Raw genomic sequence first — 25,842 nt, 5'->3', positions numbered from 1 at the left:
TATTTGAGGATAAAAGATAACTTCTAATTTATTTTTGCGCTTCTTCGGTTAACTTCGTATCACGCTCGAGTACTTGCTTAAGGTATTGACCAGTATAGCTTTCCTTAACTTGAGCGACCTCTTCCGGTGTACCTGTGGCAACAACTTGACCACCACCATCACCGCCTTCAGGACCTAAGTCGATTAACCAGTCGGCATTCTTAATTACATCAAGATTATGTTCAATGATTAAAACGGTGTTTCCTTCATCAACCAAGCGTTGCAATACTTTAAGCAAGCGTTTGATATCATCTGTATGCAAACCAGTAGTTGGTTCATCAAGAATGTAGAAATTTTTACCTGTAGATAATTTTTGCAGTTCTGCGGCCAACTTCATTCTTTGAGCTTCGCCACCAGAAAGTGTCGTAGCAGACTGACCTAATTTAACATAGCCCAAACCTACATCGACAATCGTTTGCAACTTGCGTTGAATCTTAGGGATATTTTCAAAGAACTTGCATGCTTCATTGATCGTCATATCCAGCACTTGAGCAATATTCTTACCACGGTAGGTTACTTCAAGTGTTTCTGAATTATATCTGCTGCCATGGCACACTTCACAAGGTACATAAACATCTGGCAAAAAGTTCATTTCAATTTTAATGATACCATCACCGTGACAGGCTTCACAACGTCCGCCTTTAACATTGAATGAGAAACGTGCCTTGGTATAACCACGCATCTTTGCTTCATTGGTTTGAGCAAAAAGCGTTCTAATATCATCAAAGACACTGGTATAAGTTGCAGGGTTACTACGAGGAGTTCTACCGATTGGACTTTGATCAATATCAATAATCTTTTCGATATTCTTGTAACCTTTGATCGACTTATATTTACCAGGTTTAGTGGAATTATTATTTAGTTTCTGTGCTAAAGCTCGCTTCAAAATCATATTAACTAAAGTTGATTTACCTGAACCAGACACGCCACTAACTACAATAAATTTACCTAATGGGAATTTAACATCAATATTCTTTAAATTGTTTTCTTGTGCGCCAGTAATTGTAATAAATTTGCCGTTGCCCTTACGACGTTTTAATGGCACTGGCACGAACTTTTTACCAGAAAGATATTGACCCGTTAGTGAATTAGGATTCTTTTCTATTTCTTCTGGCGTACCTTGTGCCATCACTTTACCACCATAGACACCGGCACCTGGTCCCATATCTACCAAATAATCGGCTTGGCGCATAGTCTCATCATCGTGTTCAACCACAATCAGTGAATTGCCTAAATCGCGCATGCGTTTAAGTGATGCAATCAAACGATCATTATCACGTTGGTGCAAACCAATTGAAGGTTCATCTAAGACGTACATAACACCAGACAAGTTAGAACCAATCTGCGTAGCCAAACGAATTCTCTGAGCTTCTCCACCAGACAAAGTATTTGCTGAACGAGAAAGGGTCAAATAATCAAGTCCAACACTATCCAAGAATGAAAGACGATCTTTTACTTCTTTTAGAATTGGCTTGGCAATCACAGTTTCTTGTTCACTAAACTTTACGCTCTTAAAGAATGCCAATGCTTTATTAATAGACAAATCTGAAGCTTCGGCAATATCCTTGCCCATAACTTTGACTGCCAATGCCTTTTCATTAAGACGCTTGCCATGACAAGTAGCACAGGTTAATTCAGTCATGTACTTGCCCATTACGTCACGCATAAATTTAGACATTGGTCGTCTGTAGCGTCGTTCAACATTAGCCATTACGCCCTCGAATGGTTGCGTTGTATCATTAACACCAAAATCGCCAGTAACATGGAATTTTACCGATTTAGTAGAACCATGCAAAATGATGTCTCTTTGACGCTTAGTTAATTTATTAAATGGCTTGTCCATTGGAATCTTCAATGCGGTACAAGCTTGTTCAAGCATTTCTGAATAATAATTAGAAGTCTTCCATGGAGCAAGTGCCCCTTCAGCTAAAGTCAGACTTTTATCGGGAACAACCAAATCTTCATCAACGGCAAGCTTTACTCCTAAGCCATCACAGTCAGGACAAGCACCAAATGGCGCATTAAATGAGAACAATCTTGGTTCCATTTCACCAACTGTAAAACCACATTTAGGACAAGCATAGTATTCAGAGAAGTTCATCATTTCGCCGCCAATGACATCAACGTTCATGTAACCATCTGACAAACGCAATGCGGCTTCAACTGAATCAAATAAACGAGACTTAATACTGTCTTTAACGATTAAACGGTCAACCACGATATCGATTGAGTGACGCTTATTTTTCTCAAGATTAAATTCTTCGCCAATCTCATGCATTTCGCCGTCAACAATGACACGGACATATCCGGCACGTTGAACTCGCTTGAAGACTTCCTTATGTTCACCGCGTTTAGCACGAACTACAGGAGCTAGTAATTGAATCTTGGTTCTTTCGGGCAGCGCCATAATTCGATCAACCATTTGATCAACGGATTGTCTTTCAATTAAAGTGCCATCATTAGGACAAATTGGGTGACCCACTCTAGCCCAAAGAAGACGCAAATAATCGTTAATTTCAGTAACCGTTCCTACAGTTGAACGAGGGTTATGTGAAGTAGTCTTTTGGTCAATTGAAATAGCAGGATTTAAGCCATCTATTGAATCAACATCTGGCTTATCCATTTGGCCCAAAAATTGTCTAGCATAACTAGACAGTGATTGTACATAACGACGTCTACCTTCGGCATACAACGTATCAAATGCTAAAGAACTTTTACCAGAACCAGACAAACCGGTAATTACTACTAACTTGTCTTTAGGAATGGTTAAATTAATATCTTTTAAATTATGTTCACGTGCACCGCAAATAATAATTTTATCATTTGTCATTAAAATTCTTCCCTTTTCTTGTCTTCGGCTTTCTTGATGATGACTGCAATTCCATAATTGCATCTCGCAAGTTAGCAGCTTCTTCGAAGTCAAGCTTCTTGGCAGCTTCCTTCATCTGCTCTTGCAAGTTCTTGATCATATTCTTCTTTTGCTTGGCTGTTAACTCATCAAAGTTCAAATCTGCAAAGCTATCGGATTTTTCTTCCTTAGCATCTCTAGCAGGCTTAGTAACCGAAATTACATCTTGAATTGGTTTAATAATCGTCTTAGGCGTAATACCATGCTCTTTATTAAATTCTTCCTGAATCTTACGCCGTCTCTTAGTGGCCTTAATCGCTGCCTTCATGGAATCAGTAATCGTATCAGCATACATAATTACCTCACCGTTGGCATTACGAGCAGCACGTCCCATCGTTTGAACCAATGGTCGATATGCACGTAAAAAGCCTTCCTTATCCGCATCTAGAATTGCCACTAAGGAAACTTCTGGTACATCGATCCCTTCACGCAAAAGGTTGATACCGATTAAGACATCAAACTTGCCTAGTCGCAGATCACGCAAAATTTGCATTCGTTCTAGCGTCTTAATATCTGAGTGCAAGTAACGGACCTTTATTCCTAAATCCTTCAGATAATCGGTCAGATCTTCAGCCATCTTCTTGGTTAAAGTAGTAACAAATACACGCTCGTTGCGATCAATTCGCTTGTTAATCTCACCAACCAGGTCATCGATTTGCCCTTCAATTGGCCTTACTTCAATCTTTGGATCTAGCAAACCAGTTGGCCGAATAATCTGCTCTACCTTATGATTTGTTCTTTCAAGCTCATAATCACCAGGCGTAGCAGATACATACAAAATTTGATTTACATGCTTTTCAAATTCAGACAACTTAAGCGGACGGTTATCCAAGGCTGATGGCAAACGGAAACCATAGTCGATTAAAGTCTTCTTACGGTTACGGTCACCATTATACATGGCACGAATTTCTGGCATAGTAGCATGAGATTCGTCAATTAAAATCAAGAAATCATCAGGGAAGAAATCAAGCAAAGTATATGGTGGTTCACCAGCTTTTCTGCCTTCCATATGACGAGAATAGTTTTCGATACCATTGGTATAACCAACTTCTCCCATCATTTCCATATCATAAGTCGTTCTTTGCTTAATTCTTTCAGCTTCAAGTAGCTTACCTTCGCCTTCGAACTTCTTAACTTGCACTTTCATTTCTTTAGAAATAGCCTTAAGCGCACGTCTCATTTGTTCATCATTAGTCATGAAGTGCGTAGCTGGGAACAAAGAAATACTTTCACGTTCGCCGATTACCTCACCAGTTAAGGAATCTATTTCAACGATTCGGTCAATTTCATCACCAAAGAACTCAATCCGATAAGCACGTTCAGAGTTGCCGGCAGGAAAGATTTCTACTACATCCCCACGAACACGGAAGCGTCCACGTTGGAAATCAATATCGTTACGATCATATTGCAGATTAACCAAGTCACGCAATAATGTATTGCGTTCATATTCTTGGCCTTCATGAATCATCAGTACGCTACGGGCATATTCCTTAGGATCACCCAAACCATAAATACACGAAACTGAAGCTACGACAATTACATCGTTACGTTCCATCAAGGCTGAAGTAGTAGCGTGACGCAACTGATCGATTTCATCATTGATTGATGAATCCTTTTCAATATAAGTATCAGATTGTGGCACATAGGCTTCTGGTTGGTAGTAATCATAGTAAGATACAAAATATTCAACAGCATTGTGTGGGAAAAAGCCTTTAAACTCCCCGTAAAGCTGTCCTACCAAAGTCTTATTATGTGTAATTACTAAAGTTGGCTTATTAAGCTTTGCAATAATATTGGCCATAGTAAAAGTCTTACCAGTACCAGTTGCACCTTCAAGAATTTGTTCTTTATAACCTTTTTTAAAACCAGCTGTTAATTTATCAATAGCTTGCTGTTGGTCTCCAGCGGGCTTAAATTTAGATACTAATTCAAATTTCCGGTCTTTTTGTCGTTTAATCATAAGTTACTCCTCAAGAAAAAAGTTGGACTTGATTGTCCAACTTTACAACTAGTATTTATATTTTACTACTGCGAACGTGTTTTCGCACTAAATATGCTTAATTATTTAAGAAGTTCAGCCAAAGCTTTTTGGTAATCTTCAGCAGCCTTTTCTGCAGTTGCAATGTCCTTCTTGTTGACACCTACATAAGCCTTAATAACAGGTTCGGTGCCTGATGGACGAAGTGCAACCCAAGTTTCATCGTCCAAGAAGTACTTCAAAACGTTTGATTCTGGGAAACCTTCAAGTGGAGTTACCTTACCATCTTCAACAGTTTCTTTCTTCAAGAAGTCTTGAATCTTGAATACCTTGTGACCATTAATTTCGGTCAAGTGTTCATTACGCAACTTGCTCATCAATTCTGCCATCTTCTTTTGACCGCCAATACCTGGCATTTCAATGGCCTTGGTGATTTCGTATGCGACACCATACTTCTTCCAGATTTCTTGTAAACCATCGAAGACAGTCATGCCACGTGAAGCGTAGTAGCTAGCAACTTCGGCAAACATCAATGCGCCTTGCATAGCATCCTTATCACGTGCAAATGGTTTGAACAAGTAACCATAACTTTCTTCAAAGCCCATCAAAAACTTAGCATCGCCAGCCTTGTTCATGCGGTCAACTTCTTCACCGATATACTTAAAACCAGTCAAAACATGTTTGGTCTTAATTCCAAAGTCCTTTGCAATCTTAAATGGCAAAGCACTTGAAACTACTGAAGTAACAATTTCATAGTTGCTACTCAACTTGCCATTTTCTTTAAGGTGAGCAAGTAAGTAGTAAGCCATCAAAGTAGCGATTTGGTTACCAGTTAAAACTTTAAAATCGCCGTCAGCTTTTCTAACTGCAGCACCCATTCTATCTGCATCTGGGTCAGTAGCAATAATGACATTAGCATTTACTTTATCAGCAAGCTTGAATCCTGGCTCAAATACATCACGATATTCTGGGTTTGGCTTAATAGTTGTTGGAAATTCTGGGTCGATAATTGATTGGCTTGGAACAGGAATGACGTTATCAAAACCACCTTGTCTAAAGGCACGGTCGTAAAGCATCTTACCAGTACCATGAAGTGGTGTGTAGATAATCTTCAATTTATCGGCATTTGCCTTAACCATGTCCTTATCAACAGTAACTTGCTTCAATTCGTTCAAGTAATCTTCATCGACGTCTTCACCGATTAATTGTAAAGTGCCGTTTGCACGAAGTTCCTTAACTGGTGCAGCTTTAACACCAAAAATATCGGTAACTTTTTGAGCATAGCTAAACAAACGATCAGCATGTTCTGGTGCCATTTGTGCACCATCTTCACCATAAACTTTGTAACCATTGTATTGTTTAGCATTATGAGAAGCAGTAATGTTAATCCCTGCAAAAGTATGTAAATGACGAACCGCATATGAAAGTTCAGGGGTTGGTCTTAAGTCATCAAATAAGTAAACGTGAATGCCATGTGCTCCAAGTACGCGAGCTGCATGTCCTGCAAATTCTCTTGAGTGATATCTTGAGTCAAAGGAAATTGCGACACCACGTTTTTTAGCTTCTTCACCGTTCTCTTCAATTAAACGTGCCAAGCCTTCAGTAACTCGGCCTACAGTGAATAAATTGATTCTATTGGTACCTGGTTCAAGGCGTCCTCTCATCCCTGCAGTACCAAAATTAATATCTTGACCAAAGGCATCTTCAATCCATTTTTCATCTTTGCCCAATTTATTTAATTGATCCTTTAAATAATCAGGTAAGTTAGTAGCATTTTGCCATTCTTCATAAATTTCTTTAGCGTCCATTTTGTCCTCTATTTCATTAAATCTACATAATTGATGGATTAACGCTGTCTTTTTACTATCAATGTTTTCTATTATCTCTTATAATTATAAAACTAAAAATTTATTTGTTTAACCTATATTTGATTTTCTTGATATTTTCCTAAGGATGCTATCTTCACCGGAGAGTTTCGTCTGATCTAACTCAGCTGCCACTTCTTCTGCAATAGTTTTAGGCAAACAATAGAAAGCAAAGTTTTCTTTAGCTAAAACAGTTTCTGCTTTATTTTTGTTAATGCAATAAACCATAATGACTTTTTCATCATATCTGACAATTGCATTAATTCCTGTTGCTATATGCAAAAAGCCAATCTTAATTTTTACCAGCACCGGATTTTGTTTTCGCACATTAATCCATTTGCTAACTTGTGCAATTAGACTACGGCTTTCGCGTCCCCATGGGAAGAAGCGTCGATTATCAGGATCTTTATCACCAATTAATCCGGCTTCATCCCCATAATAAATGCAAGGTACGCCTGGCAGCATAAACATTAAGCCAAAGGCCAATAGCACCAGCTTTTCATCATTTTGCAGTGCTGTTTTAATCCGCACAGTATCATGCGTACCAATGTTGTTCAAACAGTTTCTTAAAAAGTTAGTTGGATAGTGTTCTACTAATAAAGCCAGCTTATTCATCAACGCTATCTCGGCATCATTATTTTCACTTGTTAACAGACCAACGATAAAGTTACGTACGGGGTAATTCATAACTCCGGTTAAATTATCACCGAAAGTATACGGCCGATACTCACTATTTACGAATTTGTCTGAGGCATCTCCCCATACTTCACCAATCATCACCTGACAATTTTCCTTCATCAGACGGTTGCGAATATTGCGTAAAAAGTCCATCGGCAATTCATCGGCGACATCTAAGCGCCAACCATCTACTTGATCCTTCATCCACTTGGCTAATACGCCATGATCACCATATATAAAATCTTGGTATTCTGGATTACTCTTATTAACTTCAGGTAAAGACGATACGCCCCACCATGATTGGTATTCTTCAGGATAATCAATAAAGTTAAACCAAGAATAATAATGACTGCTCTTATCCTTAATAGCCTCTTGGAAATAAATACTCTCTTGTCCTACGTGATTAAACACGCCATCTAGTAAAAGATGCATGCCATTTTGATGCAAATCATGAATCAAACCGCGCAGATCATCTTCATCCCCAAGCATGGGGTCGATCTTCATATAATCAACCGTATCGTAGCGGTGATTGCTGGTAGCTAAGAAAATCGGGTTCAGATAGATAGTATTTACGCCTAGCTTTTTTAGGTACGGCAGCTTTTTTCGAATTCCGGCCAAGTTGCCACCAAAAAAGTCCCAACGCGTAATTTCTCCTCGACTATTCTTGACGTAATATGGCGTATCTTCTTCAGTTGCATACAAGAAACTATTCTTCTTGCGTCCCGTGACTTCACCATAAGGATTACCATTAGCAAAACGATCAGGAAAAATCTGATAAACTATGCCCTGATCATACCAATCAACTTGCGGTACCTTGCGCTCATAACAAATTAATTGATATTGCTTCAAGTTGTGATCATCCTGCCTTAATCTGCCTTGGCCGAAGAGCCCTTGATCTACATAAAACATCTGATTATTCTGCTTAATGGCAAAATAATAATTATATAGACCGGAGCTGCCAACTCTTACCTGAGTCTCATACTTTTGAGTCTCATCATTGTAATTCATGGGATAGGCGACTGGATCTTCATTAAGTTTAGTTAGCCACAGATCTGCTTCTTGCACTGGCTGATCGATTGCGATTGCCCACGTTACTAAAGTATTGGCCTGAATTGCTCCAAAAGGAGTTTTATATTGTTTTTGCCAAGAATCATAAGTTACTTTCATCAGCGATCAACTTTTTCAATCTTTAGTTTCTTTAAATGCCAAATATCTTGAGCATAGCGTTCAATTGTTTTATCTGAATCAAACCGTTCTGAGTGCGCAATATTGACTAAGCTCATTTGTTGCCATATGCGTTTTTGTGCCCAAGTTTGTTCAACTTTTTCTTGTGCCTTCAAGTAAGCTTCAAAATCAGCTAATACCAAGAATTGCTCGTTATCTGACAAGAAGTTATTTACCAAAGCTTGTCCTTCTGATGAGCAGTTAGGAACCGTACCATCAATTAACGCATCAACGGCCTTCTTCATTACAGGATCTTCCTCATACATCTTTCTAGGATGATATGATTTTTCGGCATAATACTTGTAAACTTGATCCTTGTTCAAACCAAACGTGAAGATATTTTCTTCACCAACAGCATCTTTGATTTCGATATTTGCACCATCCATTGTGGCTACAGTTAAAGCACCGTTAGCCATCAATTTCATATTGCTGGTACCACTAGCTTCTTTAGTTGTAGTAGAAATCTGTTCGCTGATATCTGCCGCAGGAATAATTTTTTCAGCTAATGAAACGTTATAGTTTTCAAGGAAAACAACTTTTAGCTTGCCGTGAATATCTGGATCATTGTTGATCATATTGGCTGTTTCATTGATTACCTTGATAATTTGCTTAGCAAATACATAACTTGGAGCTGCCTGTGGCAAATCAGTTTTTATTTGCCAAACTCCATTACTCGTGAGCTGCATCGCCAGCGTCTTATTCCACGCCTACTAGCCATACTGCTTGTGTATTAGGAGCCCAAACTCTAAAAACATAGCCGCTATCTTCACGATGGCAACCTAAAATTTCTTGCAATTTTAGCTCATGACCCGAAGCAAAATCCTCAATTCGTTGTTTAACTTTCACCATCTTCCTCATCCTGCTTTCTCCAGAATCGTTAAAATAAATGTTAAGTTTCAGAAAGCGCTTACTTTTCATTGCAAAAAAATAAGTTATCACTTCGACTTCTATTATAAACTACTTATCCTCCTTTTAAGCAAAAAAATAAGAGTTTACTATATTATTAGTAAACTCTTATTTATCTTTTACTAGATTTAGTTAATCTTTTAAGTCTTGGTAGTAATTGTAAGCAGCCTGACCAGCTACGCTACCTTCACCAACTGCGTTAGCAATTTGACGCAAATCCTTTTCACGAACATCACCCAAAGCAAAAATACCAGGAACTTTGGTTTCCATATGCTCGTTAGTAGGAATCCAACCTTGTTCATTCAAAATACCCAAGTTTTCGAATGGTTTAGTTTGTGGCAAAACACCAACATAGATAAATACACCAGCAGCTTTAATTTCTTTTTCTGCGCCAGTTTCTTTATCACGATACTTAATGCCAGTTACACGAGTTCCATCACCAAGAATTTCTTCTGTTTGAGCATTCCAAACAAATTTCATCTTCTTGTTAGCAAAAGCACGCTTCTGCAAAGTTGGTTGTGCACGTAACTTGTCACGACGGTGAACTACAGTAACGCTCTTAGCTAATTGTGAAAGGTAGATTCCTTCTTCAATAGCTGAGTCACCACCACCGATCACAACTACATCTTCATCTTTAAAGAATGCAGCATCGCAGACAGCACAGTATGAAACGCCTCGGCCTGAATATTCTTCTTCGCCTGGGACATTCAAATGACGATGATCTGAACCAGTGGCAATGATCAAAATAGGTGCACGGTATTCCTTGTCATCATCAGTTTTGACAACTTTTTCATCCCCATCCAATTCAACGGATTGGACATTGCCGTACTTATAATCTGGCTCAAACTTCATCAAAGTATCATACATTTTTTGACTAAGTTCTGGTCCCTTAATTTCTGTGAAACCAGGATAGTTGTCAATTGCATCAGTATTGTTCATTTGGCCGCCGTATGGACCACGGTCAAGTACTAATACGTTTAAGTTGGCACGCGTAGCATATAAGGCAGCTGTCATACCACCAGGGCCCGCACCAATAACAATTGCATCATATTTATCAGCCATAATTTTCTCCTTTACTTACTTTTTATAAGTAAATCATACTATAGATTTAAATTTTTGCAATTGTTTTGCTTACAAATTATAAACTAATTTCTGGCTTTGGTGCTCTACCCATCATTTTCTTGATTTCAGTAGCTACATCTGCATTTTCGTAAAGAACGCGGTAAATAGCTTCACTGATTGGCATATCGATGTGCTTTTCTTCGCTAAGTTCATGGACAGCCTTAACTGTAGTAGCACCTTCAACAACTTGACCCATGTTCTTAAGTACGTAGTCAAGAGTCTTGCCTTCACCAATTTGCTTACCAGCACGCCAGTTACGTGAGTTAACTGAGGTACAAGTTACGATCAAGTCACCAATACCTGACAAACCACTGAAAGTCATTGGCTTAGCGTTAAAGTAGTTAACACCTAAACGAGTAATTTCTGCTAAACCTCTAGTCATAAGGGCAGCCTTAGCATCATCGCCATAGCCTTGACCTACTAAAATACCAGCAGCGATAGCAATAACGTTCTTAACGGCACCACCAACTTCAACACCTATTAAATCATCGTTAGTGTAGAAACGAACGTAATCATTTGAAAAGATCTTTTGAACCTTCTTAGCATTTTCTTCATCAGTTGAAGCACATGAAATAGCGGTTAAGTCCTTTTGAGCTACGTTTTCTGCGTGACTTGGACCAGAGATAGCTACGATCTTGTCTTGGTCATTAGGATAAATTTCTTCAGTTAAAATTTCTGAAATAAGCTTCTTAGTACCTGGTTCAATACCCTTGGTAGCAGTTACTAAAAGTGGCTTGTTGCCAGTCTTGTCTAAAACTTTACGTACTTGCTTAGCAACAATTCTAACAGCCTTGGTTGGCAAAACAAATAATACCAATTCTGCACCGTCAAGTGCTTCTTCCAAGTTGCCAGTTGCCTTAGTAGTTTCGTTTAACTTCCAGTCCTTCATGTAGTGACTGTTAGTGTGCTTAGCATTAATTTCTTCATTAACGCTTTCAATATTACCATAAAAAGTTACGTCATTGCCATTGTCGGCCAACATTGAGCCTAATACTGAACCCCATGAACCGTTACCTAAAACTGCAATCTTTGTCATTTTTTTATCTCTCTATCCTTCTAAACTAGTACCTTTAATAATCTAACTAATCTCTTGTATACGGATATTTTAACCCGCTACCCTCTAAATACCATTTAGGTTTAACAACTTTGCGTCGATAAATCCATAAAATAATTGTAGCAATAAATAGGACTAAACTTAATGCCTGTGATACACGTATTATACCAAAAATGTATAGGCTATCCGTTCTCATCCCCTCAACAAAGAATCTAACTACACTATACCAAAGAAGATACGTCATGAAAACTTCACCTTGTTTAAAAACGTGTTTTTTATGACGCAAGGATAAAATTAAAATCAGACCAATCAAATTGAAAAATGATTCATATAAGAATGTTGGTTTATAATAGGTTCCACCAATCTTCATTTGCTGAATAATAAATTCTGGTAAGTGCAAACTTTGTAAAAAGTGCAAGGTTGTAGAACCACCGTGAGCTTCCTGGTTAACGAAGTTGCCCCAGCGTCCTAAAATCTGGGCGGCCATCACTCCTGGCGTGATAATATCGAGCATCAAAAATGGTGGCAATTCTCTTTTATAACAAAAGACCAGCAGCACTATCAAACCCGCGATCAAACCACCATAAATGGCGATTCCGCCATTCCAAATAGCGATTATTTGATCAGGATGCTGCGAATAATAGCACCATTCAAAGATGACATAGTAAATTCGTGCACCAACATAGCCTAACGGCACGGCCCATAAAAGTAGATCTACAAAGTCATCAGGGATAATGTGTCTTTTTTTACCTTCATTAATCGCCATAAAAGCGGCTAAAATAATGGCTACTGCCATAATGATGCCGTACCATTTGACACTTAAATTTCCTAATTGAAATGCCACCGGGTTAATCACTAGTTTAGTCATCGTGATGCACCTTATTTGTATCTTCTTTAGAGTGCTCTGAGATTAAGCTAGTCAAATTATTATCAAAGGTTTGAGTTGCATCGTAACCCATCTTCTTAGCTCTGAAGTTCATAGCTGCTACTTCGATGATAATTTCGATGTTGCGTCCTACCTTAACTGGAATATTAACTTGTGGAATAGCTACGTTGCAGATTTCACGCGTATTTTCTTGGAAGCCCAAACGGTCGTAGTTAGCCTTAGGATCCCAGTTAACCAAATTAATGACTAGTTGAATTTCGGTTCTATTCTTAACGGCACCAGCACCAAACAAGTTCATAACATCGATAATACCGATTCCTCTGATTTCCATTAGGTGCTTTAGGATCTTTGGTGCTTCACCAACAACTGTGTTGTGATCCTTTTGGAAGGCATCTACACGGTCATCCGCAATTAATCTGTGGCCTCTTTGAACCAAACCTAAGGCGGTTTCAGATTTACCAACACCAGAAGCACCTGTTAAAAGGACACCCATACCCTTAATTTCGACCAATACACCGTGGATAATAGTTCTTTTTGCAAGACGGGCACGCAAGTATTCGGTCATGACACTAGAAATATAGGTCGTTGATTCACTAGTTTGCAAAATTGGAATGTGTGCTTTTTCTGCTGCATCCGATAATTCTTCCGGAACTGGAAGTGAACGTGAAATCAAAAAACAAGGAGTGGCTTTAGTAGCCATCTTAGTAAATACATGTTTTCTAATATCATGATCAAGTCGAGCCGCATAAGAAATTTCAGTCCGTCCGAGAAGTTGAATACGTTGTGCAGGATAAAAATCAAAATAGCCTGTTAATTCTAGACCTGGACGATAAATATCTGAAACCAAAACATCTTTATCCTTGATGTATTCTTCGCCTTGATAAATCTCAAGAATGCTTCTGTTATCTTGAACTAATTTGCTTAACTTAACTTCACTGGCCATGATAATGCCTCCTAACTATTTATCATCATCAATATCTTTGATAGTCACATTACGAGCCCGTTTTCTAGTATTTTTTGGTTCAGGCTCACTAGCTTTAAACCAATCAAAGTAAGTTTCACTAGCTGGTACTCTATTTTTATTTCTCTTACCTGAAATCCAAAGAACCAACCACATAACTCCAATGGCAATTAAAGCTACCGGCAAAAGCAAAATAAATGCTTTAAAAAATACAAACAACAAACTCAAAATAATTAATGCTACTAAAACAAGTGTTACAATTCCTAAAAAACTCATTTTTTCACCTATTCCGGATTTTCTTGACTAAGCAGCCATTGTAAATATGAATAAATAAATGATTGTAGCTTCCCATCCATTACACCATTAGCATCGGCAGTTTCATAGCCCGTACGCAAATCTTTTACCAAATTATAAGGATAGAAAACATATGACCGAATTTGCGAACCCCAGCCAATTTCCTTTTGATCGCCTTTCAAAGTTTGTTTTTGCTTACGCTTTTTCTCTTCTTCCAAATGGAAAAGCTTGGCTCTCAATTCATTCATGGCAGTTTCGCGGTTTTGAAGCTGTGAACGCTGAGCTTGTGAGGTTGTCACAATTCCAGTTGGCAAGTGCGTAATTCTAACGGCACTAGAAGTCTTGTTAATGTGCTGACCACCGGCACCACTTGAACGATAAACATCGATTCGCAGATCTTTAGGATCAATATCAATTTTAATACTGTCATCGATTTCTGGAATCACTTCAACGGAAGCAAAAGAAGTGTGCCGTCTCTTAGCTGCATCAAACGGCGAAATTCTGACTAACCGATGGACACCATTTTCAGATTTAAGCATCCCGTAAGCATTTTTGCCGACAATTCTGGCACTTACACTCTTTAGTCCTGCCTCTTCACCAGGTTCATAGTCATTGATCTCAAATTTAAAACCTGCACTATCGCAATAACGTTGGTACATCCGCAAAAGCATCTGACCCCAGTCCATCGCTTCTGTACCCCCTGCACCTGGGTGAATTTCCATCAGCGCATTATGACTATCGTATTTGCCTGATAGCAACAAATCTAGCTCATAATTGTGGAATTCATCTTGCAGAGTGGCCAAGTCTTCTTCTGTTTCTTTTTGCAAATCTGGGTCAGGCTCTTCACGCAATAACTCAACTGCGGTGCTTTCATCCTCATAGCCTTTTTGCAGTTTCAAAAAAGAGTCACGTTTTTCTTTTAAAACGTTGTTTTCACTGATCAGCTTTTGCGCTTTTTCCTGATCATTCCAAAAATCAGGCTGGGCCATTTTAGCTTCGTTTATTTCAATGCTTTCATCAATCGCATCAAGGTCAAAGAGACCCCCTAAAGTGATTTAGACGCTTTTTCAACTCGTCTAACACACTTTGAATTTCACTAATTTCCATAGTTTTTCCTTTTTCTATTACAAAAAAGGGAAGCTGTTAACTCCCCTTTTTCTTTATTAACGACTAAGATTTTGTCTAATTTCAGCCTTCATGAACAAACGAGTTACATCGAATTCAATATTTGAAATCATTTCTTCAAACATTCTGTAACCAGAATCTTGATATTCAACAAGTGGGTTAAGTTGTCCATAACCACGTAAACCAATTGATTGACGCAATTGGTCCATTGCATCGATATGATCAGTCCAGCGATCATCTACAACACGCAAGATAACGACCTTTTCGAATTCAAGCATTTGACTTGGATCACCCAAAGCCTTTTCCTTGTCTTCAAAGTTCTTTTCAACGATGTCGTATAACTTCTTCTTCAAATCTTCAACACTAATAGTCTTGAAGTCAATTGAATCAGTTACCTTTTCAGAAGTTAAACTTGATGAAATAAAGTCACGCAATGAATCCAAACGCCATTGACTTCTATCACCTTGCGTAAACATGTCAACTTGACTGTTAATTGTACGGTGAATCATTGGAATCAAAACATTCTTCAATGACTTGTCGGCTTCAATAACTTGCATTCTTTCGCCGTAGATGATTTCACGTTGAATACGCATAACATCATCGTATTGCAAAGTTTGCTTACGAGTATCGTAGTTGTTACCTTCAACACGCTTTTGAGCAGACTCAACTTGACGAGTAATCAAACGACTTTCAATGACCTTGTCTTCATCATTGTCTGACAAACGGTCCAAGAAGTCCTTAACACGGTCTCCACCGAAACGCTTCATCAAGTCATCTTCAAGTGATAAGTAGAATCTAGTGTAACCTGGGTCACCCTGACGACCAGAACGACCACGAAGCTGGTTATCAATACGACGTGATTCGTGACGTTCAGTACCAATAACTGCTAAACCACCGAGTTCCTTAACACCAGGCCCAAGCTTAATGTCAGTACCACGACCGGCCATGTTAGTAGCGATAGTTACAGCACCACGTTGACCAGCGTTCATGATGATTTGAGCTTCCTTAGCGTGGTTCTTAGCGTTCAAAACTGCGTGAGGAATGCCTGCTTCATCAAGCATCTTACTCAAACGTTCTGAACTTTCAATAGCAACAGTACCAACCAAAACAGGTTGTCCCTTAGCGTGACGCTTCTTGATTTCTTCAACTACAGCATGGAATTTAGAATCCAAAGTTGGGTACAAGATGTCTGGCATGTCTTTTCTGGCAATTGGACGGTTGGTTGGAATCGTGATTACCTGCATGTTGTAGATTTCACGGAATTCTTCTTCTTCAGTCTTGGCAGTACCAGTCATACCTGACAACTTCTTGTACATTCTGAAGAAGTTCTGGTAAGTAATAGTAGCTTGCGTTCTTGATTCTTCTTGAATCTTTACGCCTTCCTTAGCTTCAATAGCTTGGTGCAAACCATCTGAGTAACGACGGCCTTCCATTACACGACCAGTGAATGAGTCAACGATTAAAACTTCGCCATCTTGGACAACGTAGTCGATATCCTTAAGCATAATGTAGTTAGCACGAAGAGCTTGATCGATGTGGTGGACTAACTTTTGGTTTTCAACATCGTACAAGTTCTTTAAGCCGAAGTGTTGACAAGCCTTTTCAATACCAGTTCTAGTAAGAGAAATGGTCTTAGTTGGCCAGTCAATCTTGTAATCGCCGTGATCTTCATCATCGTCGGCGTCATCATCGCTCTTATCTTCAGTCAAAGTCTTTACAAAACGGTCAGCACGGATGTAGTCGCTGTTTGCTTGTTCAGCTTCACCAGAAATGATCAATGGAGTTCTAGCTTCATCAATTAAGATGGAGTCAACTTCGTCGATGATTGCATAGTTCAATGGACGTTGAACCATTTGTTCCTTATAAACAACCATGTTGTCACGCAAATAGTCAAAGCCAAGTTCTGAGTTAGTTGAGTAAGTAACATCACAGTTGTAAGCTGCACGCTTTTCATCTGGTGACATTGAGTTCAAGTTCAAGCCAACAGTTAAACCAAGCCACTTGTAAAGTTGACCCATTTCCTCTTCGTCACGACTTGAAAGGTATTCGTTAACAGTAACAACGTGTACACCCTTGCCTTCAAGCGCATTTAAGTATACAGGCATGGTTGCTGTTAAAGTCTTACCTTCACCAGTCATCATTTCGGCAATGTTACCATAGTGAAGTGCAATACCACCCAAGATTTGTACGTGGAATGGGTAAAGGCCTAAGACACGCTTAGCACCTTCACGAGCAACTGCGAATGCTTCTGGCAAAAGATCGTCCAAGCTTTCGCCCTTCTTAATCCGGTCACGAAATTCTGGCGTCTTTGCTTGCAATTGTTCATCAGATAGCTTGCTCATTTCATCTGCATGAGATTCTACCTTAGCTGCGATTTTTTCAAATTTCTTAAGTTCTCTTTTATCGTCGTTATATAGTTTCTTTAAAATGTTTACCATTAAATCGGTCCTTATATGTCGTAAAGTCTAAAAATACAGAATAATTTTAACATGTTTATCTACAAAATAAAAATATTCTAAATAAAAAACCCCACGCTCAAACAAACGCGAGGTTTTTTATGTAACGAGTATTTCAACTCAATTATTCGTTAGTTTCAATCAAGCCGTAACGACCATCGTTTCTACGGTAAACAACGCTAGTGCCGTTAGTTTCAGCATCTTCAAATACGAAGAAGTCGTGTTCCAACATATCCATTTGCAAAATTGCTTCTTCTGGATCCATTGGCTTCAAACTTACGCGCTTGTTACGAACGATATCGAATTGACCAGGCTTCTTTTCTTCTTCTTGAGGTTCTTCCACGAAGAAATCTTGTAAACCTTTTTCACGACTCTTTCTGTTAACACGAGTCTTGTACTTTCTGATTTGACGTTCAAGTTTCTCTGAAACGAAGTCAATGCTACGATACATATCATCCGTGGTTTCTTCAGCTCTCAAAACCAAGTATGGTAAAGGAATAGTGACTTCGACCTTGGCAGAGTGATCACGGTAAACTCTTAAGTTTACGTGTGCGAGCACGTCTTGATTCAATTCAAAGTATTTTTCCAATTTGTTTAAACGTTTTTCAACATAGCTTCTTAAAGCGTCAGTTACTTCGATATTTTCTCCACGAACATTGTACTTTAACATATAAGATTCTCCTTTCACCGTTATACGGTTTTTCTTTACTCTTTCATTATACCAAAAAATGAAAGCGTTTCACAACAAATCTATCGACAAATTGAAAAGCTTTCAATTTGCATCCCTGGAAAAGCCTCTTTTAAGCAGTCCCGTGCGTGATAAAGCGTTCGTCCTGTAGTGTAAATATCATCCAAAATTAATACTTTCCCTGTCTGTATATTTTCTCTTATATTAATATTTTTATCAATTAAAAACCCTTGCGGCGTTTTTAGCCTTTCTTCTTTGTTTTTCTCCCCCTGGGCATGACTGCCTTCCTTCTTAATTAAAACCGGCGTAAGCGGCAAAATATCACCATAAATGGCAGAAATTGTATCAAATTGCCGTCTCATTTGATGCTCAGGCGATGTAGGTACTGGAACATAATAATCGTATTTATTTTTGTTCAAATATTCATAGCATAATTCCTGCAAAATCTCGCGCATCGCATAATCGCCACGCCGCTTATAAGAAACCATCAGATCATGAAAAGTCGCATCATAGCGATACAGTGCATGATTACGTAAAACATCTCCTTGATAGATCTTTTTCCATCTCACGCAGTCAGTGCAGATAATTCCTTTGTCCAGCATTTTGGAACAAATGGCACACTTTTTATCTGTCAAACGTCGAAATTGTTTTAGACAGTGCAGGCAGATTTTTCTTTCTCGATACTTTTTTAGCGAAAAAATCTCGGCAAAGGAAATATCAGGCGTAAAAACCTGTTCACAAAGCAGGCACTTTCTCATTTATTCATCTCCTTAATTTGCTTAATGCTGCTGCGGATATTCTTGGTATAGTGATGGTAACAATACAGCACTAGTCCACTAGGATCGTCTTTAGCTCTACCTACTCGTCCTGCAATCTGCACCAAACTTGCGGCCGTATAAATCGGATCATCTGCCGCAATAATAATTACCCAAACGTGTTTAAAAGTTACGCCTCGCTCCAAAATAGTCGTCGTTAAAAGCAAATCAACTTTTTTCTCGCGAAATGCCTGTACTTTTTCTAGTCGCTGAGGATCTTGAGCGTGCACACCAGCAATTTTGATTTGTTTATCCTTTAAACTTTTTTGCAAAATTTGTAAATAAACAGAGATCTCTTCAATTCTCGGGACAAAGACCAATAATGGGTGTCCACTTTTAATCACCTTTTTTATTTCCAGCAACAATTTTGGATGAATCTGATTTTTCTTATCTAAGAATGGTTTAATAAATAATTTTTCTCGCGGTACTGGTAAAAGTCCGCCATGAAAGCGTCGATTTAACTTTAAAATTTGAATCTTTCCTTGTTTTGCCTCTTCCAGCAGATCTTCGGTTGGCGTTGCACTTAGATAAACCCTCACGCCAGTCTTCTTAACGGCTGCCTTAGCCGCAAAATGCAGTTGCGGATCGCCTACATAGGGAAACGAGTCCACCTCATCAATAACCAATAAATCAAATGCTTCATAAAATTTCATTAACTGGTGCGTGGTACAAATCGTCAGCTGTTCTAGTCCTGGCTCTTTAAATTCTCGGCCATGATATTTACCAATCTCAATTTCTGCAAAAGCGGCTTGAAAACGAGGAAACAGCTCATTAACCACATCAATTCTTGGCGTAGCAATGCAGGCTCTTTTGCCGTTTTTCATACATTCGGCAATTAATTGAAACAGCATTTCCGTTTTACCTGCTCCAGTTACTGCATGAACTAAACTGTTTTTCCTCTGTTTAAAATTACTGACTAGTTCATCAGAAATTTTCTGCTGCAGTGGCGTTAATTGTCCGGCCCAGGTCAGGCCACCTTTCTTTTTTTCAGGATACTCATAATTTTCGTTTTGTCTTACTAAAAAACAACCTTCAACAATCCGACCAATTCCAATGCAGCCACGGCAATAATATTTGTCACTCGGTAATTTATGTTCAACCTTCGTGCCGCATCGGTTGCATTTTTCGTTTTCAATTGCGGGAATTTTGCTAGAAAGCGTAAGTATGCTAGAATCCTTTTGACTAACAACCCATTGACGACCAAATAATAGAGTTGAATCTTCCATTGTTTTCACCCCTCTATTATTTATTACGCAAAAAGAGGCGATTTTTTTGTCAGAAAAAGAAAATTTTTTAACTATTAAAGAAAACGGCAGCGGCGAATTGATCATTAAAAAGAGTAGATTTATTGCCAGCATTGCTAGAACCAATTCCGTTGAAGAAGCAAATGCTTTTATTCAAGAAATTTCGAAGAAATATCGCGATGCTACCCACAATACCTTTGCTTACACGATCGGTTTAAACGACGATCAAGTCAAAGAATGTGATAACGGTGAACCTTCCGGTACCGCTGGTGTTCCTGAATTAAAAGCATTGCAGCTGATGAAGCTAAAGAACGTTACCGTAGTCGTCACCAGATATTTTGGCGGCATTAAATTAGGTGCGGGCGGCTTAATTCGTGCATATTCTAACAGCGTAACTAATGCTGTAGAAAAAGTTGGTGTAATTAAACGCGTACTGCAACAAGAATTACTTTTTAGCGTTCCTTATAACCGCTTTGACGAGGTAGATCATTATCTAAAAACCAATGACGTCTTTATTGCCGATACTGAATATGGCGTAGATGTAAAAATTCATATTTTCTTAGATGATGACGATCAAGAAAAAACTAAGACTGATCTGACTAACTTATTATCTGGTCAAATTGAATTTACTAAGGGACAAAAACGCTACAATGAAATTCCTGTCAAAGATAATAATTTCCATGAGCAATAAAAAAGGTTTAGCAACGATGCTAAACCTTTTATTTTATTCTTTTTTATCTTGATCTTTCTTGCTCTTCAATTGATCAGGTTTTTCATCCCCTAAGTGCCAGACCTCAACAGTAGGATCTACTCTAATCTTTTGGTTAATAATCTTTTGAATTACATGCATCAAAGGATGATATTTTTCACCTAATAATCCAATCGATTCCACGAAATACTCAAGAGCAAATAGCAAGCCGATGATCAAGAGCCAAGTACCCCAAGCTGGTGAAAGCAAGAATAATAGTGAAATAAATGAAAAGACTAATGATAATGCGTAAATAGTTAACACTGTTTGTCTATGAGTTAACCCCATTCGCATTAACTGGTGGTGCAAGTGGTGCTTGTCAGCTTCTGAAATCGGCTTTTTATTAAGCTTACGTCTAATCATTGCATAAACCGTATCGGTGATTGGCACACCTAAAATAATGATTGGTACGAGCAATGAAATAAAGGTGACGTTCTTCAAGCCCTTTAACGATAAAACCGCGATCATAAAACCGATATAGAGCGCACCAGTATCGCCTAAAAAGATCTTAGCTGGGTGGAAATTATATGGCAAAAAGCCTAATAAACAAGCTGCCAGCATGAAACAAGCAATTGGCACGTAAAGCTGATGCGTGTGCAAGAAGAAATATCCGACAATTCCCATTGTGGTTAAAGAAATCATCGAAACTCCATCGGCTAGTCCATCCAATCCATCGATTAAGTTAACAGCATTAGTTAACGCTAATATCCAGAAAATGGTAATTGGAAAACTCCACCAGCCCAAATTGATTTCATGTGTAATGAAAGGAAGCTTCAACACGTTCATTCTGATGCCCGCTAAGAAATAGATGATCAGCGCGGCAATAAAAATACCAAACATTTTTTGTCTAGGCTTCAATTCCAAAATATCATCAATTAATCCTGTCAGCACGATTACACTGGAAGCTAGCAGAATTGAAAAAATTTCATGAGTAGGGAACTGCTCTCTTAAAAGCACAAAAGCGCCAATGTTAAAAGTAACGAAAATGCCTAGTCCCCCGATAGTTGGCATTGGTTTCTTATTAACACGACGAGCATTAGGATTATCAACGGCACCCAGTACAAAGGCAAGACGCCTAATAAAAGGTGTAATGGCCGCTGAAATAATTACTAATAAGAATAATTCAACAATAATTTTAAACATATGTGGCTACTTTCCTTATATACTTGTTCTAATTATACAAGTAGACAAGCTTTTGTACAAATAACGAAAAAAGGTTTGGAACTTTGCATTCCAAACCTTTTTCTTTATTTAGCAATTGCTACAACACGTTTTTCACGGATAACGGTAATCTTGATATTTCCTGGATAATCCAGTTCCTTTTCTACTTGATTACGGATATCACGTGCCAAAATTACTGTTCGATCATCTGAAATTTCATCAGGCTCAACCATAACTCGAACTTCACGCCCTGCTTGAATAGCATAAGCTTGCTTAACGCCTTGATAGCTCTTAGCAATTTTTTCTAGTTCAGTTAAACGTCTAATGTAATTTTCCAAACTCTCGCTTCTTGCACCTGGACGAGCTGAAGAAATCGTATCTGCTGCAACAACAAGTTCAGCAATAAACGATAACTTAGGCACATCACCGTGGTGAGCAGCAATCGCGTTAACTACAACATCGGGTTCATGATATTTTCTGGTTAATTCAACCCCAATTTCTACGTGGGAACCTTCGATATCATGATCGATGGCTTTACCAATATCGTGTAATAATCCCGCGCGAACCGCTAGTTTTTCATCTAGACCAAGTTCCGCAGCCATAGTACCTGCTAGCTTGCCGACTTCAATTGAGTGAGACAAAACATTTTGTCCATATGAAGTACGATACTTCAAGCGACCAAGTGTCTTAACCAACTCAGGGTTCATTCGATGGATACCTAATTCCATCAAGGCACTTTCACCAGCTTCGTAAATATCGTCGTTTACTTCTTTTCTGGCCTTATCAACCATTTCCTCAATGCGAGCTGGGTGAATTCGACCATCCTTTATTAATCGTTCCATTGCTCTCTTGGCAATTTCACGTCTAATAGGATCGAAACCACTCAGTGTGACAACTTTTGGTGTGTCATCGATAATTAGATCGATTCCAGTTAAAGCCTCAAATGAACGGATGTTGCGACCTTCACGACCAATAATCCGTCCCTTCATTTCTTCATTTGGCAAGTCAACAACAGATACGGTAGTCTCGGCTACAGTATCTGCTGCACTGCTTTGAATGGCATCAACAATGACTTGATTGGCAAAATGATCAGCTTTAGCTTTAACTTCTTCATTGCTGTTTCTGATCATTTCAGCCCGTTCTTTAACTAATTCATCAGATAATTGATCAAGAACAATCTTTTTAGCTTGTTCCTTGTCTAATTTAGCTACGTCATAAAGTTTTTGCCGTCTGGTTTCAACTAATTCATCAGCCTCAGTTAACTTCGCCTGTAAGCTAGCATCTTGCTGCTTTAATTGATCTTCTTTTTGCGTGAGTCCAGTTTCTCTTTCATCTAACAAAGAAGTCTTATGATCTAAGGTATCTTCACGTTGTTGTAAACGGTTCTTTTCCCGAGCTAAGTTGTCCTTTTTGACATTTAACTCATCTTCGGTTTTTTGCCTAAAATCACGAATTTGTTCTTGAGCTTCAAGAATCTTTTCTTTCTTAGTATTTTCAGCACTTTGCTTAACAGCTTCTGCTGCTTGCTTTTGTGCGTTGACTTCTGCTTCAGCGGCAGCTACCTGTGCTTTAGCATCAGCCAAAATATGGTCTGCATCATTTTGCGCATTCTGGGCCTTTTGTTCCCAAGAATGCTTACGAATTGCATAACCAATACCTGTACCCACCAAAAGTGAAACAATGGCAGTTGCGACGGGAATCATAATTATTGTATTCATGATTACTATCGCCTTTTTTTAGAATTATTCACACAACTTTTATGATAAAGAACCTATGAGTCCATGTCAATCATGATAAAAAAACCTTGGAATAAATTCCAAGGTAAAGACTAATATTATTTAGTTTTTTCAGCATCTTTGGCATCAGATTCTTCTTGTTGTGCTTCTTCACGCTTTTCCTTGATCTTTTCAGGATTCTCGCGATCAGCAATTGACTTTTCGTCAATTCCATAAGCCTTACGAACCTGTTCTTGAATATCTTGATAAATATCTGGGTGATCTTCAAGATACTTCTTGGCATTCTCACGCCCTTGGCCAATTCGGTCATTCTTGTATGAGTACCATGAACCAGCCTTATCAATAATATCCTTGTCGGCAGCCATATCAAGCAATTCACCACTTTGTGAAATACCCTTGCCATACATGATATCAACTTCGGCAACCTTGAATGGTGGAGCAACCTTGTTCTTAACAACCTTAATCTTAACGCGGTTACCAAGAACATCACCTGATTGCTTAATTTGTTCTGCTCTTCTTACTTCAAGACGAATAGTTGAGTAGAACTTAAGTGCTCGACCACCTGGTGTGGTTTCAGGGTTACCAAACATGACACCAACTTTTTCACGGATCTGGTTAATAAATATCGCAATTGTCTTAGTCTTAGAAATGGTACCTGATAATTTACGCAAAGCTTGACTCATCAAACGAGCTTGCAAGCCGACGTGAGCATCCCCCATCTCACCTTCAATTTCGGCACGTGGTACTAAGGCAGCTACAGAGTCAACTACCACAATGTCAATCGCACCACTGGAAATCAAGGTATCGGCAATTTGCAAACCTTCTTCACCAGTATTAGGTTGTGAAAGAATCAATGAATCAATGTCCACGCCCAAAGCTTCTGCGTAAGCCGGATCCATTGCGTTTTCGGCATCGATATAAGCAGCTGTTCCGCCACGTTTTTGCACTTCAGCAACTGCATGAAGGGCTACAGTAGTCTTACCAGATGATTCTGGACCATAAATTTCGATAATTCTGCCACGAGGATAACCACCAACACCAATAGCGGCATCTAAGGCAAGTGAACCGGTTGGCACTGTTGAAATTTGCGTATCTGCTTTTTCACCCATACGCATAACGGCACCTTTTCCAAAGTTCTTTTCAATTTTCTTAAGAGCTGCGTCTAATGCAGCTTGCTTTTCATCTTTGGCCATTGCTACCTCCTAAATTTTCGTACTTAATAATTATACTTTGTTCAACAACCAATTTGCAAGCAAAATGCAAACGAATGTTCAAACCATTTTCCCTACACTTTTTATTACGCAAAAAAGGCTCATTTTTTTCTGAGAAAATAAAAAAAGAAGCAAAAACTTGCTTCTTTTAATCAATTATTAATAATCTATTACATTGAACCCTTGAATACGCCCCATGATTGGTGGAAGTAGTCGTAACCTGAGTAAATAGTAAAGATCAATGCTAAGTAAAGTAAGATAGTACCAATGTACCAGAAGTTACCAATCAACAAGAAAATGATTGAAAGCATTTGGCAAGTGGTCTTAATCTTACCTGGCATCTTAGCTGCCAAAACTTGGCCTTTGTTTTCTGCCAAGATTAAACGCAAACCAGTAACTGCTAATTCACGGCAAACGATAATTGCTACAACCCATGCTGGAGCAAGCTTTAAGTCAACTAAGTAAATAAATGCAGTCATAGTTAGCATCTTGTCTGCCAATGGGTCAGCAAACTTACCAAAGTTAGTAACCATGTTACGTGAACGAGCAATATGACCGTCAAACCAGTCGGTTGCTGAAGCAATTGCGAATACGATCGCAGCAATTACTCTACTCCAGTAAACGGTGTAACCTGCAGCTACCGTATGTGCATCCCCACCAAAAATTATAATTAACATAAATACTGGAATCAAAAAGATTCTAAATACAGTAAGTTTATTAGGTAAATTCATTATTCTTTACTT

At 38.6% G+C, this 25,842-nt stretch carries 20 protein-coding genes and 1 pseudogene; 1 reads left to right on the top strand and 20 read right to left on the bottom strand.

Going from position 1 to position 25,842, the window contains the following annotated elements:
* Positions 1–28: 28 nt before the first annotated feature.
* From uvrA to LA20531_RS09040, 16 genes and pseudogenes are all read right to left on the bottom strand, one after another.
* On the bottom strand, positions 29–2,869 hold the full coding sequence (gene uvrA / locus LA20531_RS09110) for an excinuclease ABC subunit UvrA (protein ID WP_056939500.1): 2,841 nt from the start codon (positions 2,867–2,869) through the stop codon (positions 29–31).
* Positions 2,859–4,907 carry an excinuclease ABC subunit UvrB gene (gene uvrB, locus LA20531_RS09105; RefSeq protein WP_056939499.1) on the bottom strand — a complete coding sequence of 683 codons (2,049 nt, stop codon included), beginning with the start codon at positions 4,905–4,907 and terminating at the stop codon, positions 2,859–2,861. The genes uvrA and uvrB overlap by 11 nt, the downstream gene beginning before the upstream one ends.
* Positions 4,908–5,008: 101 nt before the next feature.
* Entirely contained in the window at positions 5,009–6,733 is a 1,725-nt protein-coding gene (locus tag LA20531_RS09100) for a phospho-sugar mutase (RefSeq protein ID WP_056939498.1), read from the bottom strand.
* Positions 6,734–6,841: 108 nt separating this feature from the next.
* Positions 6,842–8,635, bottom strand: a complete 1,794-nt coding sequence (locus tag LA20531_RS09095; protein WP_056939497.1) for a glycoside hydrolase family 13 protein — start codon at positions 8,633–8,635, stop codon at positions 6,842–6,844.
* Positions 8,635–9,330, bottom strand: a pseudogene (locus LA20531_RS09090) (glycogen/starch/alpha-glucan phosphorylase); the annotation flags it as partial. The gene LA20531_RS09095 and the pseudogene LA20531_RS09090, both read right to left, overlap by 1 nt.
* Positions 9,331–9,388: 58 nt before the next feature.
* Entirely contained in the window at positions 9,389–9,610 is a 222-nt protein-coding gene (locus tag LA20531_RS12020) for a hypothetical protein (protein ID WP_162252722.1), read from the bottom strand.
* 120 nt (positions 9,611–9,730) lie between these two features.
* A complete protein-coding gene (gene trxB / locus LA20531_RS09085) occupies positions 9,731–10,660 on the bottom strand; it encodes a thioredoxin-disulfide reductase (protein ID WP_056939494.1) in 930 nt (309 codons plus the stop codon).
* A gap of 76 nt (positions 10,661–10,736) precedes the next feature.
* Complete coding sequence (locus LA20531_RS09080; RefSeq protein WP_056939493.1) at positions 10,737–11,756, bottom strand: NAD(P)H-dependent glycerol-3-phosphate dehydrogenase; 1,020 nt, start codon at positions 11,754–11,756, stop codon at positions 10,737–10,739.
* 46 nt (positions 11,757–11,802) lie between these two features.
* A complete protein-coding gene (gene lgt / locus LA20531_RS09075) occupies positions 11,803–12,642 on the bottom strand; it encodes a prolipoprotein diacylglyceryl transferase (RefSeq protein ID WP_056939492.1) in 840 nt (279 codons plus the stop codon).
* Positions 12,635–13,603, bottom strand: coding sequence for an HPr(Ser) kinase/phosphatase (gene hprK, locus LA20531_RS09070; protein ID WP_056939491.1), 969 nt, complete (start codon positions 13,601–13,603; stop codon positions 12,635–12,637). Before hprK ends, lgt begins: the two co-directional genes overlap by 8 nt.
* A gap of 15 nt (positions 13,604–13,618) precedes the next feature.
* Positions 13,619–13,897 (bottom strand): hypothetical protein, encoded by a 279-nt coding sequence (locus tag LA20531_RS09065; RefSeq protein ID WP_056939490.1) that lies wholly within the window; start codon positions 13,895–13,897, stop codon positions 13,619–13,621.
* An 8-nt stretch (positions 13,898–13,905) separates the two neighbouring features.
* Positions 13,906–15,022, bottom strand: a protein-coding gene (gene prfB, locus LA20531_RS09060; RefSeq protein ID WP_099202340.1) for a peptide chain release factor 2 whose coding sequence is annotated in 2 segments (ribosomal slippage) — positions 13,906–14,949 and positions 14,951–15,022 — 1,116 coding nt in all. Because the reading frame shifts where the segments join, the coding sequence is not laid out codon by codon here.
* 56 nt (positions 15,023–15,078) lie between these two features.
* A complete protein-coding gene (gene secA, locus LA20531_RS09055) occupies positions 15,079–17,478 on the bottom strand; it encodes a preprotein translocase subunit SecA (RefSeq protein WP_056939488.1) in 2,400 nt (799 codons plus the stop codon).
* A gap of 142 nt (positions 17,479–17,620) precedes the next feature.
* Positions 17,621–18,166 carry a ribosome hibernation-promoting factor, HPF/YfiA family gene (gene hpf, locus LA20531_RS09050; RefSeq protein ID WP_056939487.1) on the bottom strand — a complete coding sequence of 182 codons (546 nt, stop codon included), beginning with the start codon at positions 18,164–18,166 and terminating at the stop codon, positions 17,621–17,623.
* A gap of 80 nt (positions 18,167–18,246) precedes the next feature.
* On the bottom strand, positions 18,247–18,942 hold the full coding sequence (locus LA20531_RS09045) for a ComF family protein (RefSeq protein ID WP_056939486.1): 696 nt from the start codon (positions 18,940–18,942) through the stop codon (positions 18,247–18,249).
* Positions 18,939–20,225: an ATP-dependent helicase ComFA gene (locus LA20531_RS09040; protein WP_056939485.1), complete on the bottom strand. Its 1,287-nt coding sequence runs from the start codon at positions 20,223–20,225 to the stop codon at positions 18,939–18,941. The genes LA20531_RS09045 and LA20531_RS09040 overlap by 4 nt, the downstream gene beginning before the upstream one ends.
* A gap of 46 nt (positions 20,226–20,271) precedes the next feature.
* On the opposite strand from LA20531_RS09040, the gene LA20531_RS09035 reads away from it, so the two are divergent.
* On the top strand, positions 20,272–20,934 hold the full coding sequence (locus tag LA20531_RS09035) for a YigZ family protein (protein ID WP_056939484.1): 663 nt from the start codon (positions 20,272–20,274) through the stop codon (positions 20,932–20,934).
* Between the two features lie 33 nt (positions 20,935–20,967).
* Here LA20531_RS09035 and LA20531_RS09030 read toward each other — a convergent pair whose 3' ends face one another.
* From LA20531_RS09030 to pgsA, 4 genes are all read right to left on the bottom strand, one after another.
* A complete protein-coding gene (locus tag LA20531_RS09030) occupies positions 20,968–22,134 on the bottom strand; it encodes a glycosyltransferase family 4 protein (protein WP_056939483.1) in 1,167 nt (388 codons plus the stop codon).
* Between the two features lie 104 nt (positions 22,135–22,238).
* Positions 22,239–23,870: a ribonuclease Y gene (gene rny, locus LA20531_RS09025; protein ID WP_013641657.1), complete on the bottom strand. Its 1,632-nt coding sequence runs from the start codon at positions 23,868–23,870 to the stop codon at positions 22,239–22,241.
* A 116-nt stretch (positions 23,871–23,986) separates the two neighbouring features.
* Positions 23,987–25,081, bottom strand: coding sequence for a recombinase RecA (recA, locus tag LA20531_RS09020; RefSeq protein ID WP_056939482.1), 1,095 nt, complete (start codon positions 25,079–25,081; stop codon positions 23,987–23,989).
* Between the two features lie 188 nt (positions 25,082–25,269).
* Positions 25,270–25,830, bottom strand: a complete 561-nt coding sequence (gene pgsA, locus LA20531_RS09015) for a CDP-diacylglycerol--glycerol-3-phosphate 3-phosphatidyltransferase (protein ID WP_013437469.1) — start codon at positions 25,828–25,830, stop codon at positions 25,270–25,272.
* Between the last annotated feature and the right edge of the window lie 12 nt (positions 25,831–25,842).

The sequence above is a fragment of the Lactobacillus amylovorus DSM 20531 genome (assembly GCF_002706375.1).
In the GTDB taxonomy this organism is placed as follows: domain Bacteria; phylum Bacillota; class Bacilli; order Lactobacillales; family Lactobacillaceae; genus Lactobacillus; species Lactobacillus amylovorus.
Note: the sequence above shows the minus strand (reverse complement) of the source record. Positions and strands in the feature narration are given on the sequence as shown.

Excerpts from the sequence above, each read along its gene's own strand:
- LA20531_RS12020 (WP_162252722.1), bottom strand. The coding sequence starts at position 9,610 with ATGAAAAGTAAGCGCTTTCTGAAACTTAACATTTATTTTAACGATTCT.
- LA20531_RS09065 (WP_056939490.1), bottom strand. The coding sequence starts at position 13,897 with ATGAGTTTTTTAGGAATTGTAACACTTGTTTTAGTAGCATTAATTATT.
- trxB (WP_056939494.1), bottom strand. The coding sequence starts at position 10,660 with ATGGCTGATAAATATGATGCAATTGTTATTGGTGCGGGCCCTGGTGGT.
- secA (WP_056939488.1), bottom strand. The coding sequence starts at position 17,478 with ATGGTAAACATTTTAAAGAAACTATATAACGACGATAAAAGAGAACTT.
- uvrB (WP_056939499.1), bottom strand. The coding sequence starts at position 4,907 with ATGATTAAACGACAAAAAGACCGGAAATTTGAATTAGTATCTAAATTT.
- LA20531_RS09100 (WP_056939498.1), bottom strand. The coding sequence starts at position 6,733 with ATGGACGCTAAAGAAATTTATGAAGAATGGCAAAATGCTACTAACTTA.
- uvrA (WP_056939500.1), bottom strand. The coding sequence starts at position 2,869 with ATGACAAATGATAAAATTATTATTTGCGGTGCACGTGAACATAATTTA.
- LA20531_RS09045 (WP_056939486.1), bottom strand. The coding sequence starts at position 18,942 with ATGAGAAAGTGCCTGCTTTGTGAACAGGTTTTTACGCCTGATATTTCC.
- rny (WP_013641657.1), bottom strand. The coding sequence starts at position 23,870 with ATGAATACAATAATTATGATTCCCGTCGCAACTGCCATTGTTTCACTT.
- LA20531_RS09030 (WP_056939483.1), bottom strand. The coding sequence starts at position 22,134 with ATGTTTAAAATTATTGTTGAATTATTCTTATTAGTAATTATTTCAGCG.
- lgt (WP_056939492.1), bottom strand. The coding sequence starts at position 12,642 with ATGACTAAACTAGTGATTAACCCGGTGGCATTTCAATTAGGAAATTTA.
- recA (WP_056939482.1), bottom strand. The coding sequence starts at position 25,081 with ATGGCCAAAGATGAAAAGCAAGCTGCATTAGACGCAGCTCTTAAGAAA.
- hprK (WP_056939491.1), bottom strand. The coding sequence starts at position 13,603 with ATGGCCAGTGAAGTTAAGTTAAGCAAATTAGTTCAAGATAACAGAAGC.
- LA20531_RS09095 (WP_056939497.1), bottom strand. The coding sequence starts at position 8,635 with ATGAAAGTAACTTATGATTCTTGGCAAAAACAATATAAAACTCCTTTT.
- hpf (WP_056939487.1), bottom strand. The coding sequence starts at position 18,166 with ATGTTAAAGTACAATGTTCGTGGAGAAAATATCGAAGTAACTGACGCT.
- LA20531_RS09040 (WP_056939485.1), bottom strand. The coding sequence starts at position 20,225 with ATGGAAGATTCAACTCTATTATTTGGTCGTCAATGGGTTGTTAGTCAA.
- pgsA (WP_013437469.1), bottom strand. The coding sequence starts at position 25,830 with ATGAATTTACCTAATAAACTTACTGTATTTAGAATCTTTTTGATTCCA.
- LA20531_RS09080 (WP_056939493.1), bottom strand. The coding sequence starts at position 11,756 with ATGACAAAGATTGCAGTTTTAGGTAACGGTTCATGGGGTTCAGTATTA.